The 17,691-nt window shown below is 41.0% G+C and carries 14 protein-coding genes, 1 rRNA gene and 1 riboswitch; of the genes, 5 read left to right on the forward strand and 10 right to left on the reverse strand.

Annotation, left to right across the window (positions count from 1 at the left end):
• Positions 1–51: 51 nt before the first annotated feature.
• Positions 52–1,601, reverse strand: a 16S ribosomal RNA gene (locus tag QNN06_RS16140).
• A gap of 524 nt (positions 1,602–2,125) precedes the next feature.
• Here QNN06_RS16140 and QNN06_RS16145 point away from each other — a divergent pair.
• A complete protein-coding gene (locus tag QNN06_RS16145; protein WP_213119740.1) occupies positions 2,126–2,410 on the forward strand; it encodes a DUF3219 family protein in 285 nt (94 codons plus the stop codon).
• 18 nt (positions 2,411–2,428) lie between these two features.
• Positions 2,429–3,424, forward strand: a complete 996-nt coding sequence (locus QNN06_RS16150) for an LLM class flavin-dependent oxidoreductase (RefSeq protein ID WP_284035425.1) — start codon at positions 2,429–2,431, stop codon at positions 3,422–3,424.
• Positions 3,425–3,486: 62 nt separating this feature from the next.
• Here QNN06_RS16150 and QNN06_RS16155 read toward each other — a convergent pair whose 3' ends face one another.
• The 3 genes from QNN06_RS16155 to QNN06_RS16165 all read right to left on the reverse strand — a co-directional run bounded on the left by QNN06_RS16155 (position 3,487) and on the right by QNN06_RS16165 (position 5,149).
• The gene (locus QNN06_RS16155) at positions 3,487–3,681 is read right to left on the reverse strand and encodes an SE1832 family protein (protein ID WP_213119738.1); all 195 of its coding nucleotides are present in this window, start codon (positions 3,679–3,681) and stop codon (positions 3,487–3,489) included.
• 135 nt (positions 3,682–3,816) lie between these two features.
• Complete coding sequence (locus QNN06_RS16160) at positions 3,817–4,776, reverse strand: aldolase catalytic domain-containing protein (RefSeq protein ID WP_213119736.1); 960 nt, start codon at positions 4,774–4,776, stop codon at positions 3,817–3,819.
• A 169-nt stretch (positions 4,777–4,945) separates the two neighbouring features.
• Positions 4,946–5,149 carry a hypothetical protein gene (locus QNN06_RS16165; RefSeq protein WP_213119735.1) on the reverse strand — a complete coding sequence of 68 codons (204 nt, stop codon included), beginning with the start codon at positions 5,147–5,149 and terminating at the stop codon, positions 4,946–4,948.
• Between the two features lie 275 nt (positions 5,150–5,424).
• Positions 5,425–5,523, forward strand: a riboswitch (SAM riboswitch).
• Between the two features lie 81 nt (positions 5,524–5,604).
• Between QNN06_RS16165 and QNN06_RS16170 the strand changes: the two genes are divergently transcribed.
• Both QNN06_RS16170 and QNN06_RS16175 read left to right on the forward strand, forming a co-directional pair.
• Positions 5,605–6,732, forward strand: a complete 1,128-nt coding sequence (locus QNN06_RS16170; RefSeq protein ID WP_284035426.1) for a 5-methyltetrahydropteroyltriglutamate--homocysteine S-methyltransferase — start codon at positions 5,605–5,607, stop codon at positions 6,730–6,732.
• 998 nt (positions 6,733–7,730) lie between these two features.
• The gene (locus QNN06_RS16175) at positions 7,731–8,993 is read left to right on the forward strand and encodes a multidrug effflux MFS transporter (RefSeq protein ID WP_284035427.1); all 1,263 of its coding nucleotides are present in this window, start codon (positions 7,731–7,733) and stop codon (positions 8,991–8,993) included.
• A 211-nt stretch (positions 8,994–9,204) separates the two neighbouring features.
• Here QNN06_RS16175 and QNN06_RS16180 read toward each other — a convergent pair whose 3' ends face one another.
• Entirely contained in the window at positions 9,205–10,149 is a 945-nt protein-coding gene (locus QNN06_RS16180; RefSeq protein ID WP_284035428.1) for a phosphotriesterase family protein, read from the reverse strand.
• A 381-nt stretch (positions 10,150–10,530) separates the two neighbouring features.
• On the opposite strand from QNN06_RS16180, the gene QNN06_RS16185 reads away from it, so the two are divergent.
• Complete coding sequence (locus QNN06_RS16185) at positions 10,531–12,195, forward strand: long-chain fatty acid--CoA ligase (RefSeq protein ID WP_284035429.1); 1,665 nt, start codon at positions 10,531–10,533, stop codon at positions 12,193–12,195.
• Between the two features lie 154 nt (positions 12,196–12,349).
• Here QNN06_RS16185 and QNN06_RS16190 read toward each other — a convergent pair whose 3' ends face one another.
• From QNN06_RS16190 to QNN06_RS16210, 5 genes are all read right to left on the reverse strand, one after another.
• The gene (locus QNN06_RS16190; RefSeq protein WP_217037504.1) at positions 12,350–13,540 is read right to left on the reverse strand and encodes an MFS transporter; all 1,191 of its coding nucleotides are present in this window, start codon (positions 13,538–13,540) and stop codon (positions 12,350–12,352) included.
• A gap of 40 nt (positions 13,541–13,580) precedes the next feature.
• Positions 13,581–14,615: an ROK family transcriptional regulator gene (locus tag QNN06_RS16195; RefSeq protein WP_284035430.1), complete on the reverse strand. Its 1,035-nt coding sequence runs from the start codon at positions 14,613–14,615 to the stop codon at positions 13,581–13,583.
• Positions 14,616–14,807: 192 nt separating this feature from the next.
• Entirely contained in the window at positions 14,808–16,553 is a 1,746-nt protein-coding gene (locus tag QNN06_RS16200; protein WP_284035431.1) for an acyl-CoA dehydrogenase family protein, read from the reverse strand.
• Positions 16,554–16,579: 26 nt separating this feature from the next.
• Positions 16,580–17,122 (reverse strand): class I adenylate-forming enzyme family protein, encoded by a 543-nt coding sequence (locus QNN06_RS16205; protein WP_284035432.1) that lies wholly within the window; start codon positions 17,120–17,122, stop codon positions 16,580–16,582.
• Between the two features lie 98 nt (positions 17,123–17,220).
• Positions 17,221–17,598: a MerR family transcriptional regulator gene (locus QNN06_RS16210; protein ID WP_213119728.1), complete on the reverse strand. Its 378-nt coding sequence runs from the start codon at positions 17,596–17,598 to the stop codon at positions 17,221–17,223.
• Between the last annotated feature and the right edge of the window lie 93 nt (positions 17,599–17,691).

Genomic DNA, 17,691 nt, shown 5'->3' on the forward strand with positions numbered 1-17,691 from the left:
AATCAAACAAACATGTATGGTCTGGCTCATATGTCCAGCATATATCCTTAGAAAGGAGGTGATCCAGCCGCACCTTCCGATACGGCTACCTTGTTACGACTTCACCCCAATCATCTGTCCCACCTTAGGCGGCTGGCTCCTTACGGTTACCCCACCGACTTCGGGTGTTACAAACTCTCGTGGTGTGACGGGCGGTGTGTACAAGGCCCGGGAACGTATTCACCGCGGCATGCTGATCCGCGATTACTAGCGATTCCGGCTTCATGCAGGCGAGTTGCAGCCTGCAATCCGAACTGAGAATGGTTTTATGGGATTGGCTCCACCTCGCGGCTTCGCTGCCCTTTGTACCATCCATTGTAGCACGTGTGTAGCCCAGGTCATAAGGGGCATGATGATTTGACGTCATCCCCACCTTCCTCCGGTTTGTCACCGGCAGTCACCTTAGAGTGCCCAACTGAATGCTGGCAACTAAGATCAAGGGTTGCGCTCGTTGCGGGACTTAACCCAACATCTCACGACACGAGCTGACGACAACCATGCACCACCTGTCACTCTGTCCCCCGAAGGGAAAATTCCTATCTCTAGGAGTGTCAGAGGATGTCAAGACCTGGTAAGGTTCTTCGCGTTGCTTCGAATTAAACCACATGCTCCACCGCTTGTGCGGGCCCCCGTCAATTCCTTTGAGTTTCAGCCTTGCGGCCGTACTCCCCAGGCGGAGTGCTTAATGCGTTAGCTGCAGCACTAAAGGGCGGAAACCCTCTAACACTTAGCACTCATCGTTTACGGCGTGGACTACCAGGGTATCTAATCCTGTTTGCTCCCCACGCTTTCGCGCCTCAGCGTCAGTTACAGACCAGAAAGCCGCCTTCGCCACTGGTGTTCCTCCACATCTCTACGCATTTCACCGCTACACGTGGAATTCCGCTTTCCTCTTCTGCACTCAAGTCCCCCAGTTTCCAATGACCCTCCACGGTTGAGCCGTGGGCTTTCACATCAGACTTAAAGGACCGCCTGCGCGCGCTTTACGCCCAATAATTCCGGACAACGCTTGCCACCTACGTATTACCGCGGCTGCTGGCACGTAGTTAGCCGTGGCTTTCTGGTCAGGTACCGTCAAGGTACCGGCAGTTACTCCGATACTTGTTCTTCCCTGACAACAGAGCTTTACGACCCGAAGGCCTTCATCGCTCACGCGGCGTTGCTCCATCAGACTTTCGTCCATTGTGGAAGATTCCCTACTGCTGCCTCCCGTAGGAGTCTGGGCCGTGTCTCAGTCCCAGTGTGGCCGATCACCCTCTCAGGTCGGCTACGCATCGTCGCCTTGGTGAGCCGTTACCTCACCAACTAGCTAATGCGCCGCGGGCCCATCTGTAAGTGTCAGCCGAAACCGACTTTCAACCTTCCCTCATGCGAGGGAAGAAATTATCCGGTATTAGCTCCGGTTTCCCGAAGTTATCCCAGTCTTACAGGCAGGTTGCCCACGTGTTACTCACCCGTCCGCCGCTAATCACCAGGAGCAAGCTCCCAGTGATTCGCTCGACTTGCATGTATTAGGCACGCCGCCAGCGTTCGTCCTGAGCCAGGATCAAACTCTCCAATAAAGTTGAGTTGATTAGCTCAAAAATGTTACGTTGGCTTCGTTTCATACGAAACGAATATTATTGTTTGTTGACGTTTTTGTTTGTTTAGTTTTCAAAGAACTATCTTTGTCACTTAAGCGACAAGGATTTTATTATATCGCATTTCTACTAATCTATCAACCATCATTTTCTTCCAATTTAGGAAGTTAATGATTTGTTTCAGAAGCGACATTTATTATATTAACACATTCATTTTTACATTGCAAGAAAAAGTTTTAATTTTCTTGAAGTCAACTAAAAATAAATCATAGCTTATGTCACTCGTGTAAGTGACGGATTTATAATATACCGCGATTTTCATTTATCATCAACCTGAACTTTTTTCCAAATAATGAACGATGTATGTGCTAAGAAATTTATAATTGAAATGGGCTTATTATATAAGAAGACTGTTGAAATTTTTTAAGCTGATCGTCCAATTCATTTGCTCCCCTATTGGCACAGTGCTATTATTTTTTCATACAAACATAAAAGGTGTGGTGTCCTTGGTTAATGAAATCATCTTAAATGATACTTCCATTCGTGTGGAAAAATATAATGAAGAGATTGAGAACGGTTTACATAAAATTGATATTGAATTTAAAGTGATGAGTGAGGAGTACCACGACACTACAGTGTTGTTATATGAAGGATCCTTTGATGTAAAAGTTCCTGAAACAGGTTTAGTGTTTAGAGGCACCATTCAGCAATATTCCACTTCGATCACGAACTTATATGAAAAAGGACAAGTAGGGATTTTTACATTAACTTTGCTTGAATTGAAGAATTAAGAAAGAAGGCATCGCGCAGTGAAAATAAGCATATTAGATCTATCTCCCATCTCCTCCAACCAAACAGCAAAAGAGGCATTGGATGAATCGTTGAAGCTAGCCCAAGCAGGAGATGAGTTAGGGTACACACGGTATTGGATTTCCGAACATCATGATTTGCCGGGTCTGGCTTGCTCTGCACCTGAAGTGATGATCAGTTATATTGGCGCCAATACCAATCGGATTCGCATCGGTTCTGGGGCTGTATTATTGCCACATTATAAACCATATAAGCTGGCCGAGGTTTATAATATGTTGGCTACCCTATATCCGAATCGGATTGATATAGGTATTGGTCGTGCACCGGGCGGGTCAGCGGAAGCAACGAATGCTTTATCCGATAACTTTTTACAACAGGTTTGGAAAATGCCTGACTTAGTTAAAGAACTGCTTCACTTTTTAAAAAATGATTTTCCTGAAGAACACGAGTTTTCAAAAGTAAAGGCCTCTCCCCTGCCAGAATTGCCGCCAATGCCGTGGATTCTTGGTACAAGTAAAAAAAGTGCCCTGCTTGCTGCTGAACATGGCTTAGCATATGCATTCGGCCAGTTCATGAGCGACAAAGACGGAGCAGACATCATCCAACAATACCTTGATGCCTTTCAACCGAATAAACACAGTCAATCCCCTCATGTATTGTTAACTGTTTCAGTGGTTTGTGCGGAAACGACTGAAAAAGCAGAGGAAATCGCGTTGAGTAATTTTATTTGGGCATTGCAAAAGGAAAATGGCGAAGGTCTGTATGTGCCTTCTATCCAGGAAGCCAAGCAATACGAACTCAATGAAAAAGAACTAGAAAAACTAGCAGCGGTGAAAAAGAGAATGATCATCGGCAATCCACTGGAGGTAAAAAGGAAACTTGAGCAGTTACAAGCTTCATATAATGCGGATGAAATTATGATTTTAACGATTACTCATTCTCCGAAGGACCGCATTAAATCCTATAGACTTATCGCTGAAAAAGTACTTTTATAACTGTTTAATACGGGTCTATTGAAAAGAGACCATTATTTCGATGGTCTCTTGAAATGAAGTTATTATTTTTGTGTTTGCCCCGCTATTTGTCGTAATAATTGATTAAGAGAATTTAACTCCTCTTCAATTTCAGATAGTCGTTTTTCCAACGGTGCTATGTTTCCTTTTACATACTCTAATTTTTCTAGATTATGTTGCAACTGTAAGTATTCGTCTTTCAACTCTAAAATTTTATACTCAATCTGTTTTTTATCCATTATCGGTTTCACTCTCCATAAGTCTTAAATCTTCTTTCTATGATTACAAATCCGATGTATTTTCGCTACTAATCTGCCCAGTTGCTTTAGTCCCTAAAAAAAGAACCGCCCGCAGGCGGCTGTAGATTTAATTAACTACCTAGTTGTAGTTGCTAAAGTTGCTTCAGGTGTTGTTACCTTGTCATAGAAGTCAACGAATTTGTCACGCTCATCACTATTTCGATAAGCCATTGCCACCCGCGGATGCTCATTAAGGACACCAGAGATCATATAAGGAATGATATAGCCCCATTCCCATTTTTCTCTCATTTCTAACATGTGCTTTTCGATTACACCAAGTAACGGTTTAAGTTCATAGCTGGGTTTTTTTATGTAGCTGACAAGAAGCTCTGTATTGCAGTTCCCTGCCGCCCGTCCCATGCCGTAAACAGATGAATCCAGGAAGGTAACTCCATTTTGATGTGCAGTCAATGTATTGGCAAATGCTAACTGCAAATTGTTATGTGTATGAATACCAAGCTGCTTGTTAGGGAGCATAGCTTGAAACTTTTTCACTTGATGCGCAATATCTGCCGGATCTAAACTTCCAAAAGAGTCAACAATATACACAACATCTACTGGACTTTCTTTGACCATTTCCATGGCTTCAATAAGCTTCTGTTCAGGCACACTGGACAAAGCCATAATATTGAGTGAAGTCTCATATCCTAAATCATGGAACATTTGGACAAGCTCCAGCCCTTTGTCCACTTCACGGATATAGCAGGCTACCCGGATCATGTCCAACACACTTTGCTCGCGAGGCAGGATATCGTTGGGATCGACACGACCAATATCTACGAGAGCAGATAGCTTCGTGAACTTTTTCTCAGGAATGATTTCTTTCAGAAATTGATCATCTAGAAATCTCCATGGATTAGGCTCAGTTGCATTCAGTAGCTTTGCGGAGTTTTTATAGCCAATCTCCATATACTCAACGCCGGCCGCACTTAGTCCATTATATAAATCCTGGACAAATTCGACACTGAAATCCCAATTGTTAACTAAACCCCCATCACGGATCGTACAATCTAGTATTTTGCTGCGATGTTCCATAATTTTAAATTCCCCCTGTGGTTATGCTCATTAGTTATATAATTATAATTATAATTTGAATATATATACCATGTTCCTTTTATTGGTGTCAAACTTACATTTCAACACTTCCGGAAATATTTGATAATATTAGTTACAGCATTTCTATATTAATATTCCTATTATTTTTTCACTTGGCCCCAATATTTTGACGCCGCATCTGTCTATTTCTTTGTAATTCACTTTGTTTCCATATGTATTTTTGCATATATACCCGTAGCACGTCATTCATTGACTTACCATTCTTTTCAACAGCATCTAAAAAACCTTGTAATATCTTTTCTGGTATTTCAAAATTTACTTCTACATTTTTGTTTCTTAGTTCCTGACACATTAATATACCTCCTGACAGACCGATATATCCATTTTTCCTGGGTAGTCACAAAGGGATGAATATTTAGAATATTTTATAAAAACTATCATATCAGTTGAAAACGCGTACATTTTCATATACTTTTCGACAAATTACGACATGATTTTAGAATCCATAATGCAGCGGGATTTCCTCATGCATCATTGAGGCATGAGAACCGTCCCCGTGCATCAGATTTTTGTTGACAGAAAATCAGAACAGGTGTATCTTTACTGTTAATTAAATATTTTTGAATATTCTTATCAAGAGAGGTGGAGGGACTGGCCCTTTGAAGCCTCGGCAGCAGACACGTTAGTACTGTGCCAATTCCAGAAGCGAGTGCTTGAAGATAAGAAGAGATTTGTAATGTCTATTACCCCCTCTTCTTATTTATGAGAAGAGGGTTTTTTAGTACACCGAGAAAGAAGGAATAATTAATGACAACGACACTAGTTAAAACTCCATTTAAAGCTGACCATGTAGGGAGTTTCCTTAGAACAGAACCAATTAAAGAAGCAAGAAAGGCTTTTGCAAATGGGGAGATTAATGCAGCTGCCCTGAAGGTTGTTGAGGATCAAGAAATTGAGAAATTGGTTCAAAACCAAATTGAGGCAGGCTTAAAATCCATCACAGACGGTGAGTTTAGACGTTCGTGGTGGCACCTGGACTTCTTGGCAGGTTTGGAAGGTGTAGAGTTCTTTGAAAATGAATATATCAGCAACTTCAAGGGTGCTCAAACGAGAAATAGCGCTATTAAAGTAGTGGGCAAAGTCGACTTTAATGATCATTATATGCTGGAGCATTTCAAGTTTTTAAAGCAGGCAGTTGAAAAGTATGGCGATGGCAGTCAAGTGGCGAAGTTCTCGATCCCTAGCCCGAACATGTTGTTTACGAGAATTCAGGGCGATGAGTACTACAATGGCAACAGTGAGCAGTTTTTCAAAGATACCGTAGCTGCTTATCAAAAAGCCATCCAGGCTTTCTATGATGCTGGCTGCCGTTACTTGCAATTAGACGACACATCTTGGATTGATTTTGTTTCAGAAGAGCGGATCAATGCAGTGGTTGAAAAAGTTGGCTTGGATGTACATGAAATCATTAAAACCAGAGTAAGTGCAATCAATGAAACCATTGCCAATAAGCCGGAAGATTTGACAATTACCATGCATATTTGCCGCGGCAACTTCAGATCTACCTACATCACAAGCGGCGGGTACGATCAAATTTCCGATGCCATTTTCGCTGAGCTAAATGTGGACGGGCTATTCTTAGAGTATGATGATCAACGTTCTGGTGACTTCGAACCTTTAAAAGGCTTCAAGCGTCCTAACCTAACCGTTGTACTAGGATTATTTACATCTAAATTCCCAGAGCTTGAGGATCCAGAATCCATTAAAGCGAGAATTAAAGAAGCTAGTCAATTCATTCCATTGGAAAACTTGGCAGTTAGCCCTCAATGCGGTTTTGCCAGCACGGAAGAAGGAAACATTTTAACTGAAGAAGAACAATGGAATAAGATTAAACATGTTGTAAATATTGCTAAGGATGTTTGGGGAACCATTTAAACCCTATCTGAAAGGCCGCCTTCCATTTGGATTATGGAAGGCGGCCTTTTTTTGATTGGCTGTTTTTGTAAACAATGTGTCTCTAAGATACCATCTGAATTAGGAAATTTACCCAAACACTTGGGTGCCTATTGGTTGCCCTTGCCAACCATTTTGTTCGGTTTCAGTCATCCATACCCTTTATTGGTTACCGTACCACCGTATTTTTTTTCAGTTTCGGTCACCCATACCCTTTATTGGTTACCGGATTGTCTCATTTTTTGGGGGGGGCGGTCACCCATACGCTTTATTGGTTACCGTACCAACATATTTTTTTCGGTTTCGGTCACCCATACCCTTTATTGGTTACCGTACCAACATATTTTTTTCGGTTTCGGTCACCCATACCCTTTATTGGTTACCGTACCAACGTATTTTTTTCGGTTTCGGTCACCCATACCCTTTATTGGTTACCGTACCAACGTATTTTTTTCGGTTTCGGTCACCCATACCCTTTATTGGTTACCGTGCCAACGTATTTTTTTCGGTTTCGGTCACCCATACCCTTTATTGGTTACCGTACCAACATATTTTTTTCGGTTTCGGTCACCCATACCCTTTATTGGTTACCGTACCAACGTATTTTTTTCGGTTTCGGTCACCCATACCCTTTATTGGTTACCGTACCAACATATTTTTTTCGGTTTCAGTCACCCATCTCCTTTATTGGTTACCGGATTGTCTCATTTTTGGGGGTTCGGTCACCCATACCCTTTATTAGTCGCCTAATTATCTTATTTTTTCCAGAACAGGCGATCAACAATAAGCTATTCTTTCCTTCTTGAAGCAGTCTTTAAATAAAATGCAACAAACTTCTCGGAATCAAGCTCTCGATATTACTGTTTTCTAAATTTATATCTACGTTTCTATTTTAAATAAATCTTTCGCTTTTCTAAATATTGAATAATCTGTTAACATAGAATGATAAAATCTTAGATTAGATTTACATAACTGGAGGAATGACTAACTATATGGGGGATTTCATACAAAAGGCAGAGGATAATCAAGAAGTGCTTTCTCGTTCCAAACGAGTATGGATGGCGATTGTTCTCGGTTCACTTGCAGCATTCGGCCCTTTATCCATTGATATGTATTTACCGGCCCTGCCAAATATCGCAAAGGATTTCCATACCAACGCATCTTCTGTTCAACTCAGCCTGTCGCTTTTCGTGCTTGGTTTAGCATCAGGGCAGCTGCTGAATGGGCCTATCAGTGATGTAGCCGGTCGCCGAAAACCACTTTTGGTTGGGTTAATGATTTACTTTATCGTCTCCCTTTTATGCGTATTTAGCCCTTCCATTTGGGGGTTGATTATCTTGCGGCTCATCCAGGGCTTTGCCGGATCAGCAGGAATTGTGATTTCGAGGGCGATTGTTAGAGATTTATATTCAGGAACTGAATTAACCAAGTTTTTTGCACTCCTTGCATTGGTGAACGGGCTTGCCCCTATCCTTGCTCCGATTATTGGCGCGCAGTTGCTTAAGGCGTTTCCCTGGCAAGGTGTCTTTATTGTTTTAAGTATCATTGGAATCGTAATGTTTTTTGTCATTCTATTTGGACTGCCGGAAACACTGCCTAAAGAAAAGCGTTCCGCCGGCGGCATGAAGAATACATTTAGACCTTTTTTAAACCTAATCAAGGATCGAAGCTTTATGGGCTATGCTCTAGCGCAAGGCTTAGTCTTTGCTGGCATGTTTGCGTACATTTCAGGTTCTCCCTTTGTCGTACAGGATATTTATGGTGCCTCCCCGCAAATGTTTAGCTTGATCTTTGCGATCAACGCAATCGGGATCATGACCATGAGTCAAACGACAGGCAGGTTGGCAGGGAGAATCCCTGAAGCTAAACTGTTCAAATTTGGATTAGGAATGTCCGCAACAGGCGGGATCGTTTTACTGCTTCTTTTATTTTTACAGGCAAAGCTAATTTTCGTTTTGATTCCATTATTTTTCGTTGTATCCAGTGTAGGAATGGTAAATACAGCAGGCTTCTCCCTGGCCATGCAAACACAAGGAAAAAATGCCGGTAGTGCTTCTGCCTTACTGGGTGTTACTTCATTTACCTTTGGTGGATTTTTCGCTCCCCTAGTTGGAATAGGTGGAGGACAGACGGCCATTCCGATGGGCGTAGTGATTGTTTGTGCCGGTTGTGGGGCAGTGTTATTGTATTGGATTTTAGTAATGAGAAACCGAAAAGAGCTGGAAAATAAGATTCGCAATTAAATGTGCTGGTTTCGCAAATAAAACTCGTAAATTCGGAAATAAATGTGCTGGTTTCACAAATTAAGCCTGAACTTACATCAAAAAAGGGTAATATCATTCTTTGCGACATCAATTTTATATAAAGAAGCAACAATATTTACGAAAACAGCCTTTTTTTACTTCCTATTTTGAAAAAACGACCTTCCATTCATTACGATGGAAGGTCGTTTTTTTATTTCCCTTCAAACCAGCGGCGAGCGTTATCAACCATCATAAGGTTAATTTGTTCCTCCGTTACTCCACTCACTTTCAATTCTGGAATAATCTCTTCAAGCACATAGGTCATCGTCCATTTTGGGAGCACATGCTCAAGTAGTCCTTCAGGATACCAATCAAAGGAGCAGCAATGATCCTGCGATAAAAACATACGATCAGCATAGCCTTGCTTCGCGAGTTCGATAACGGTCGTGTTTCTATTTTCAGTTGTACACTCAGCGGTTAAGCCATAACGGTCCATGCCGATAAATACCCCATGGTCGAGCACCTTTAATATGTACTCCATGTTATCGGTATCCCCCGTATGACCAATAAGAATCCGCTTCGGATCCACTCCCTCTTCAAGAAGGATGTCAATTTGGTTTAAGCCGGTTCCGGTTCCTGGATGAGAATGTGTCATAATCGGTACACCAGTCCGCTTTTGAGCGCGAGCAACGGCGCGAATAACCTTCTCAACATCAGGGGTGACCCCTTGTGCATCCGTGGCACATTTTAAGAATCCTGCTTTAATGGATGTGTTTTGAATTCCGACTTCAGTATCGCGGACAAACAAATCAGCCATATAGTCGATATCACGATTTTGGAAATGAGGTGGGATATAGTGAAAGGAGTAGATTCCTGTTGCTGCGATGATTTGAACCCCCGTCTCGCGGGAGACTCTCTCAATAAAGCGGATGTCACGGCCAAGTTCCATGACAGTTGGATCACAGATGGTTTTCACGCCGAGTGCTTTTGCTTTGTTTACTTGCGCTACTGCTCTAGCAAACTCTTTCTCCTCATCATACAAATGGGGAAACTGCACGAATACAGACTCAGAGCGAATACGCATGTGCTCATGGATTAGCGTTAAACCCAGTTCGGAAGAATCAACTTGTCCAGTAACAGAATTAATAGGTGCCATTCCATACTCCCCTTTCATCCTCGGTCCATTGAAATTTTTTTAAAAAATTAATCCATAACCTAAGTCTCTAGTCCCAAAAATGTTAACGCTTTCGAATCAGGGCATAAAAAATTGCATACCTGGTACTAATCTCTTTGGCCCATTTTTAAAAGGTTATGAATTAACTGATTGATTTAGTACCAAGCCTCTTGATAGTCAATTATTTTTTTGTAAAAAATTTCATAATCGTAAATAATCTTGAATTCTTGTAGGTTATTATTTTTCTACTGAAAAAAATTAACCGAATTACTAGAATATTCCGTTATCGTTGTATTATTATTATAACTGTAAACGATTTCAACGGAAGCTTTTAACAAAATCTATTTGGTGGTGATTTGTTCAATGTTTACACGTCATTTTGAATTCTGGCCAGAACGGCTGCCGAAAACTTTACCTATTCCTGAATCAACCATTTACGACAACCTGGAAATGACGACAAAGCGTTATCCGAATAAGACGGCAATTATTTTTTACGGAACTGAAATCACCTATAAACAACTAAACACAGAAGTTAATAAACTAGCAGGGTATCTGCAGAAAGAGCTTGGTGTAGCAAAAGGCGACCGCGTAATGCTGTACATGCAAAATTCACCACAGTACATTATCGCCTTTTACGCGATATTACGGGCGGACGCTGTCGTAGTGCCAATTAATCCAATGAATGTGAAGGATGAAGTGGCATTTTATTTATCAGATTGCGATGCCAAAGTGGCGATTGTGGGGCAAGAATTAATTCAGGAAATTGAACCGTGTTTTGAATTCACTCCTCTTAAGCAGATTATTGTTGCAGCCTATTCGGACTATGCCCAAACCGGTTTGGACTACACTGTCCCTCCTGCCGTGGCGGCACCAAAAGAAAGATTTGAATCATTAGCGATTATTGATTGGAATGAAGCACTAACAGCAGGCTTAGAAGCTGATCCTAGCAAGGCAACATGCGATGATTTATGCTGCCTACCTTATACTTCGGGAACGACCGGCAAACCAAAAGGCTGCATGCACACACATAAAACCTTGCAATCTACTCTTCTAGGCGGAATTGTATGGTCACAGTCAACACCTGCTGATATTGGTTTGTCAACACTTCCCCTTTTCCACGTGACCGGCTTGCAGCATAACATGAATGGACCGATCTCTCTTGGTTCCACGATGGTGATGATGACTCGCTGGGACCGGGATGTTGCCTTAAAATTGATCGATCGCTATCGGTGCACAAGATGGACGAACATTTCAACGATGGTCGTTGATTTATTGGCGCACCCAAATCTCAAAGACTATTCAATCGATTCGCTGAAGATGATTAGCGGCGGCGGTGCTCCCCTTCCTGAAGCAGTCGGCCAAAAGCTTTTAGAGCTGACAGGGCTTCGCTATGTAGAAGGATATGGGCTAACCGAGACCATTTCACAAACGCATCAAAATCCAGTTGACCGCCCGAAGATGCAGTGCTTGGGAGTGCCGCAGTTTGATGTGGACGCCCGCGTCGTTGATCCCGTAACATTAAAAGAACTAGGCCCTGACCAACAAGGCGAAATCATTGTCAATGGACCGCAAGTGTTAAAAGGCTACTGGAACAGGCTTGAGGAAACCAAGAATTCCTTTGTAATGATTGAAGGGAAGGAATTTTTCAGAACAGGCGACATCGGCCGCTATGATGAAGAAGGCTATTTCTTCCTGGTCGACCGGGTCAAACGGATGATTAATGCCTCCGGTTTCAAAGTTTGGCCTGCGGAAGTGGAAAATACATTGTATAAACACCCATCTGTTCAGAACGCCTGCGTCATCGGTGTTCCCGACCCAAGACGCGGCGAGACCGTTAAGGCGTTTATCGTGTTGAACTCTCAAGGAAAAGGAACTTCGGAAGAGGAAATTATCGCATGGTCCAAAGAGCACATGGCCGCCTATAAAGTTCCGAGGATTGTTCAATTTTTAGAAGAACTGCCGATGTCAGGCAGCGGGAAAATCCTGTGGAGGAAGCTGCAGGAGATGGAAGAAGAGAAAGTGAAATAAGTTTTACTGAATGACATAAGAAATGACGTATGAATTGCATACGTCATTTTCTTGTTATATCAAGTTTATTTACCTTGCTTAACCTAATAATAACAAAATTTTAATGGTAATCTTTTAAAGGTTATAGAATTCTGTTGAACTTGGTATCTTTCCTTTATATTAAATACTTCTTTTTCAGTATAGAATTTAATTTTTCTGAACTTAAAAACATGACTGCAACAAAAATAACGATACAAATTGGGAAGATCCCTATTGTTGATTGAGATGCTATGAAACCGAGAAGCGGCGGCATAAAGGTAGTGCCTGTATAAGCAACAGCCATTTGATATCCCATAATCGTCTGGGAATGCTTCTTCCCGAAGCGTGTCGGTGTTTCATGTAACATACACGGAAAAATCGGCGCCAATCCCAATCCAATCAAAATAAAACCGACAAGTGAGAAAATGGATGGCAATGGCAGGAAAAGAAAGGCAGCGCCGACTAATGCGATGATTTGCCCCGTCCGAATAAGAGCTAGATTACTAATCTTAAATGTAATAAAGCCTGTTATAAATCTACCAACTGTGATTCCTCCGTAATAAAAGGAAACCCATTGGGCTGCAAGTGCTGCGGGTAACTCCTTAACATTGACCAAAAAGCTGCTTCCCCAAAGGCCCACTGTTGCTTCAACCCCACAATAAAACAAGAAGGTTGCAAGAGCTAGTTTTACGCCTTTAATTTGTAAAGGTTGAACATTTTTAGCATCTTGGTCATAAGAATCTTCCGGTGCCTTATTTATATCGATATAGCTGTATTTTGCCACTCTGTTCCACAATGGCAAAGTGAGGAAAAGGATGATCACTAACGCAAACTGAATTCCGGAAATAGCGAAATATCCGTTTCTCCAAGAATTTTGGCCCGAAATAAACTGAGCCATAATGATAGGACCAAGAGTGGCTCCGACTCCCCAAAAACAATGCAGCCAGCTCATATGGTGTGCCTTATAATGGACAGCGACATAATCGTTTAATCCCGCATCAACTGCTCCCGCTCCCAATCCTAGTGGTATCGCACATACCACTAACCAACCGACCGATGGTGCAAAATGAAATCCCAGCAAAGCACAAGCTGTCATCAACACACTGACAAATGCTACCTTGCCAGTCCCGAACCGTTTCAGTACTTTTCCGCTAACTAAACTTGAGATAATGGTCCCGCCTGCAATCGTCATAAAAAGGAATCCAGCTGTATCAAGACGTGCCCCTAAATCTGATTGCATGACAGGCCACGCTGCCCCTAACAATGAGTCAGGTAAACCCAAGCTGATAAAAGCTAAATAAATGATAATTAAAAGGAATGTTGTCATGTTTAAACCTCGCCTTAAATATTTAGGTGTCAATCGGACCTTAGTTGATTGTCCCATTCATCATGAGATCAAGTCCAAGACTCTGTAATCCAGATAAATAATCTTGCTTCCAATCACCTATGGTAAGCTCTGGGAGATGTTCTGAAGGAAAATATTTTGAGCACCCGATGGCGATTTTGTTTATTAATTCTTTTTCTATTTCATCACCACAAAAAATGACGGTATGGGGGTTAATAATAGCTACAAATGATGCCATTAATCTGCAAATCGCATCAATCTTATCATCCTCATAGAATGCTAGTTTCTTAGACCCACTACCACTTGCCAGTGCTTGTCCGAAATTTCGGTCCTCATACATTGGGACGAATGAAACCTCTCCTGTAAAAAATGTACTTCCCCGCACCAAATCACCATTGATCATAATTCCTGCACCTGGGCCATTTTGACCCGAATACAAATAGATAAGCGATTGCTCGTCCTTCATACCTCTAGTATTGTGATATCCGAGAACAGCAGCATTCATATCGTTCTCTACTACAACAGGTATTGAAAAATGTTCTTCATAGTATCTTTTTAAATCAAAATTTTGAAACTGCTCATACCCTGGAATATAAAAAATTCGTCCACGATCAACCGAACCAGGAACGCCAATTGCCATAGAACTGATTTTGGGATATTTAGTAATAATGTTTTCAATCCACTCAGTTAATAAATTTAAACCATCATCTTTTAATACACTCGGAGCTTTTCCTTGTTCCTTTACTTCTCCAACACAATTAAAAATTGTATAGTTAGTCTCCGTTTGTTCTAAAAATATGGCCAGACCTAACATATACTCAGGGTTGTATGTAAATCTTTTTGCTCTTCTCCCACCACTAGAATCATCTAAACCGACTAAAACAATTTCCCCATCCTTCTCCATCTGTGCTAAGAACTTACTTATTGTCGGGATACTAATTTCTAATTTATCGCTTAGTTCTAGTTTTGTTGCACTACCAAGCTCCAAAAGAGTTGAACGAATACCCCGAAGGATGATCTTCTTCATAGATTTTGGAGTAGCTAATATCTCATTCATTGAATTCACCACCTAAGATCACTTTTTAAAATACTTTTTAAAGTTGTTTAATAAGTTGCTGATAATATATCATATAAATATTTGTTTTGCTAATATTGTCCCTTAACTAACTGATAAGTTGATTATAAAAATAAAAAAACTCGTCAAAAATCAGACGAGTTTTCCTTTGCCATTTAATAAGTTATTTTAATATTAGAAGCCCTTTTTTCCGAAACAAACCAAGGATTCAAATAGGTCATCCGATACACTAAAGTTTGCTAGGATCCCTTTATCCTCCGATTGATCAAATTTTAATCGAATCCACTGCTCCACTGCCAAAACTCGACGGCCATCCTGTTTCTGATTTAAATCGTATTGAGCTTCTTCGAGTAAATAAACCCCAGAGAAAACATCATACATAATGTCTGCTAATTTTTTCGCTAATGCATTTTGTGTGTAATCATCCTGGTTTAATACGTGGTCAATTAATTTTTCAAGACGTTCTACTTCTTTATTAAAAAATGATGTTAAATCTTGAACCGCTGGATGAGAAATAGTATTTAATACATCCCTAAGATTGTGAACGAATACACTGCTGCCGACCTTCGATAGCGTTTTCAACAATTCAAGGGATTGGATGTTTGCTGTTCCCTCCCAAACAGGATTGACGATGGCATCACGAATTAATCTAGGTGTCACATATTCCTCAATATACCCGTTGCCGCCGTGAAGTTCTAGGGAGTCTTTGGCAGCAGAAACACCTAACTCACTGCCCCGATATTTTAATAAAGAAAGTAATATGCGTAACAAAGAATATTTACTTTCATTTCTAATATCATACGTGTGCACTTCATCGAAAAGTTTTATGGTTTGTGCTGCTGTAGCCCAACCCGCTTCGATTTCTGTGATCATATTAACCAATGTTTCTCTGACCATTGGGAATTTGTTAATCGTTTGCCCAAACGCTTCACGATGTGCAGTATAGATTGCTGCTTCTAGAAAGCCTCTTCTTGCAATAGCAATGCCACTTAATCCAGTCCCAAGACGGGATACATTCAAAGCCTCAGCCATATATTTGAAGCCTTTTTCTTCCTCGCCAATCAGGTATCCAATGGCATTATTTAATACCAACTCACCACTGGCAACCGCACGGACACCAAGTTTATCTTTCAGACGACGAATCGTTACATTGTTTCTATTTCCATCCGGTAAGGTGCGCGGGACAAGGAATAGCCCCAAACCTTTCGTGGATGGCTTATCATTGACGCGCGCTAACACAATGGCTACTTCAGCATCACAGTTACTGGCAAACCACTTTTCACCAGATAACAAATAATGATCGCCATTTTTAATCGCCCTAGTTTGGGCGGCACCTACATCGGAACCACCTTGAATTTCTGTTAAAAACGTAGCACCTTCAGCAAAATTGTCAGAATCCCAGGATGCGAGACGGGATAAGTACTCGGCTTTTTGCTGCTCTGAACCGAACTTTTCTAGAACAAAAGCAGTAGATTGGGATAAACCAACTGGACAAGTAAATCCCGGTTCGGTTTCGCACAATAAATATATTAAAATGGTATTAACCAAAAATGGGATCTTTTCAGGTGCATTTTGATCATAGCGATAGGCGACAACACCTGTACCATACCCTTCCTTGACGGTTTGCCTGTACCCTTCGTTATACCAGACTTGATTAATTTCTTCGCCCTTCTTATTATACCTGATTAATTTCGGAGCACCTTCGCGATCAGTATGAACAGCCCTACGATCCATAGGACCTGCTGCAAGGGCACCTGTTTTCTTAAATTGTTCCTCGACGTAATGAAGGACAGCCTCTGATAAATACCGTTCTGCATATCTTGTTAAAATTGGATCATCGCTATACCAGTTCGCATCGTTCCCGTTTTCCCACAAGGAATAATCAATTTTTGTTTCTTCCTTAATCGTGGATTTATTCATTCCCTACATCTCCTTTACTTTATGTTTTAAAATTTTCCCCTTGCACTATGTGGCAGCTCGTTCACTATAGAATAAATACGTGGAATTTTATAATCTGCTAGATAACCAGACAGGTACTTCTTCAATTCCTTCTCATCAATCGTTTGATCCTCATTAAGAACAATCATCGCCTTGACGGTTTCTCCCCAGACTGGATCGGGAACACCTACAACACAGGCTTGATAAACAGCTGGATGCTTGGCAAGAACCTCTTCTATTTCGCGTGGATAAACGTTAACGCCCCCAGGTATAATGACATCCTTTTTCCTATCAACAATAAATAAGTAGGCATCATCATCTTTGTAAGCAATATCCCCTGTATAAAGCCACCCGTCCTTTATTGTTTGATCTGTTGCACAAGGGTTATTGTAATAGCCAAGCATCACGAAAGGACCTTTTAATAGGACCTCACCATATTCCCCAACTTCTGATTCAGTTCCATCCTCTTGAACAATCTTCATTTCCATATTTAAGGCAGGGTTTTTCCCTATACTTCCTCGTTTGTTTGAGTGTTCATGAGGTCTAAGCAAACATCAGTTGGGCCCCGCCTCCGTCAATCCAATTTGTTTGGATAAATATTTACATTTCTTTCTTATAATCCGTATATGGTACTCATATTTTCCTCTACTTACGTTTCTTCATATCTTTTTCGGTAAACAATAATTTCAGCTTTCAGACTCTGCAATTCGAGAATTTTCTCATCAAGTTCTTTGAGTTTTTTATCTGTATATTCTAAAATTTTTCGTTTTTCTTCTTGCCCAGTTGGATTACTCTCGTAAAGATCAACCATTTCTTTGATCTCTTCAAGCTTAAAGCCCTGGCGTTTTCCACGGAGGATTAACTTTAATCTTAATCGTTCCTTTTCGGTAAAATAGCGATGCTGGTTATTGTCGGTTCTTTCCTCTGATTTCAATAGCCCAACTTCTTCATAGTAACGAATGGTTCTGGAACTAATATCAAACATAGAGGCAATTTCATTTATCGAGTACCTTTCTTTTCTATTCAAAAATCACGATTCCCCTTTTTTGTCATTTCGCAATGTAATTAGGTTTTTTAGGTTAATGTTTACGTTAACTGGAACTTTCTTATTAAGAGTATC

This window comes from Neobacillus sp. 114, assembly GCF_030127045.1.
In the GTDB taxonomy this organism is placed as follows: Bacteria; Bacillota; Bacilli; order Bacillales; family Cytobacillaceae; genus Neobacillus; species Neobacillus rhizophilus.

What these genes read in the sequence shown, in the direction of transcription:
- QNN06_RS16175 (WP_284035427.1), top strand. Translation starts at nt 7,731, where the DNA reads ATGACTAACTATATGGGGGATTTCATACAAAAGGCAGAGGATAATCAA.
- QNN06_RS16170 (WP_284035426.1), top strand. Translation starts at nt 5,605, where the DNA reads ATGACAACGACACTAGTTAAAACTCCATTTAAAGCTGACCATGTAGGG.
- QNN06_RS16160 (WP_213119736.1), bottom strand. Translation starts at nt 4,776, where the DNA reads ATGGAACATCGCAGCAAAATACTAGATTGTACGATCCGTGATGGGGGT.
- QNN06_RS16180 (WP_284035428.1), bottom strand. Translation starts at nt 10,149, where the DNA reads ATGGCACCTATTAATTCTGTTACTGGACAAGTTGATTCTTCCGAACTG.
- QNN06_RS16195 (WP_284035430.1), bottom strand. Translation starts at nt 14,615, where the DNA reads ATGAATGAGATATTAGCTACTCCAAAATCTATGAAGAAGATCATCCTT.
- QNN06_RS16165 (WP_213119735.1), bottom strand. Translation starts at nt 5,149, where the DNA reads ATGTGTCAGGAACTAAGAAACAAAAATGTAGAAGTAAATTTTGAAATA.
- QNN06_RS16185 (WP_284035429.1), top strand. Translation starts at nt 10,531, where the DNA reads ATGTTTACACGTCATTTTGAATTCTGGCCAGAACGGCTGCCGAAAACT.
- QNN06_RS16190 (WP_217037504.1), bottom strand. Translation starts at nt 13,540, where the DNA reads ATGACAACATTCCTTTTAATTATCATTTATTTAGCTTTTATCAGCTTG.
- QNN06_RS16200 (WP_284035431.1), bottom strand. Translation starts at nt 16,553, where the DNA reads ATGAATAAATCCACGATTAAGGAAGAAACAAAAATTGATTATTCCTTG.
- QNN06_RS16155 (WP_213119738.1), bottom strand. Translation starts at nt 3,681, where the DNA reads ATGGATAAAAAACAGATTGAGTATAAAATTTTAGAGTTGAAAGACGAA.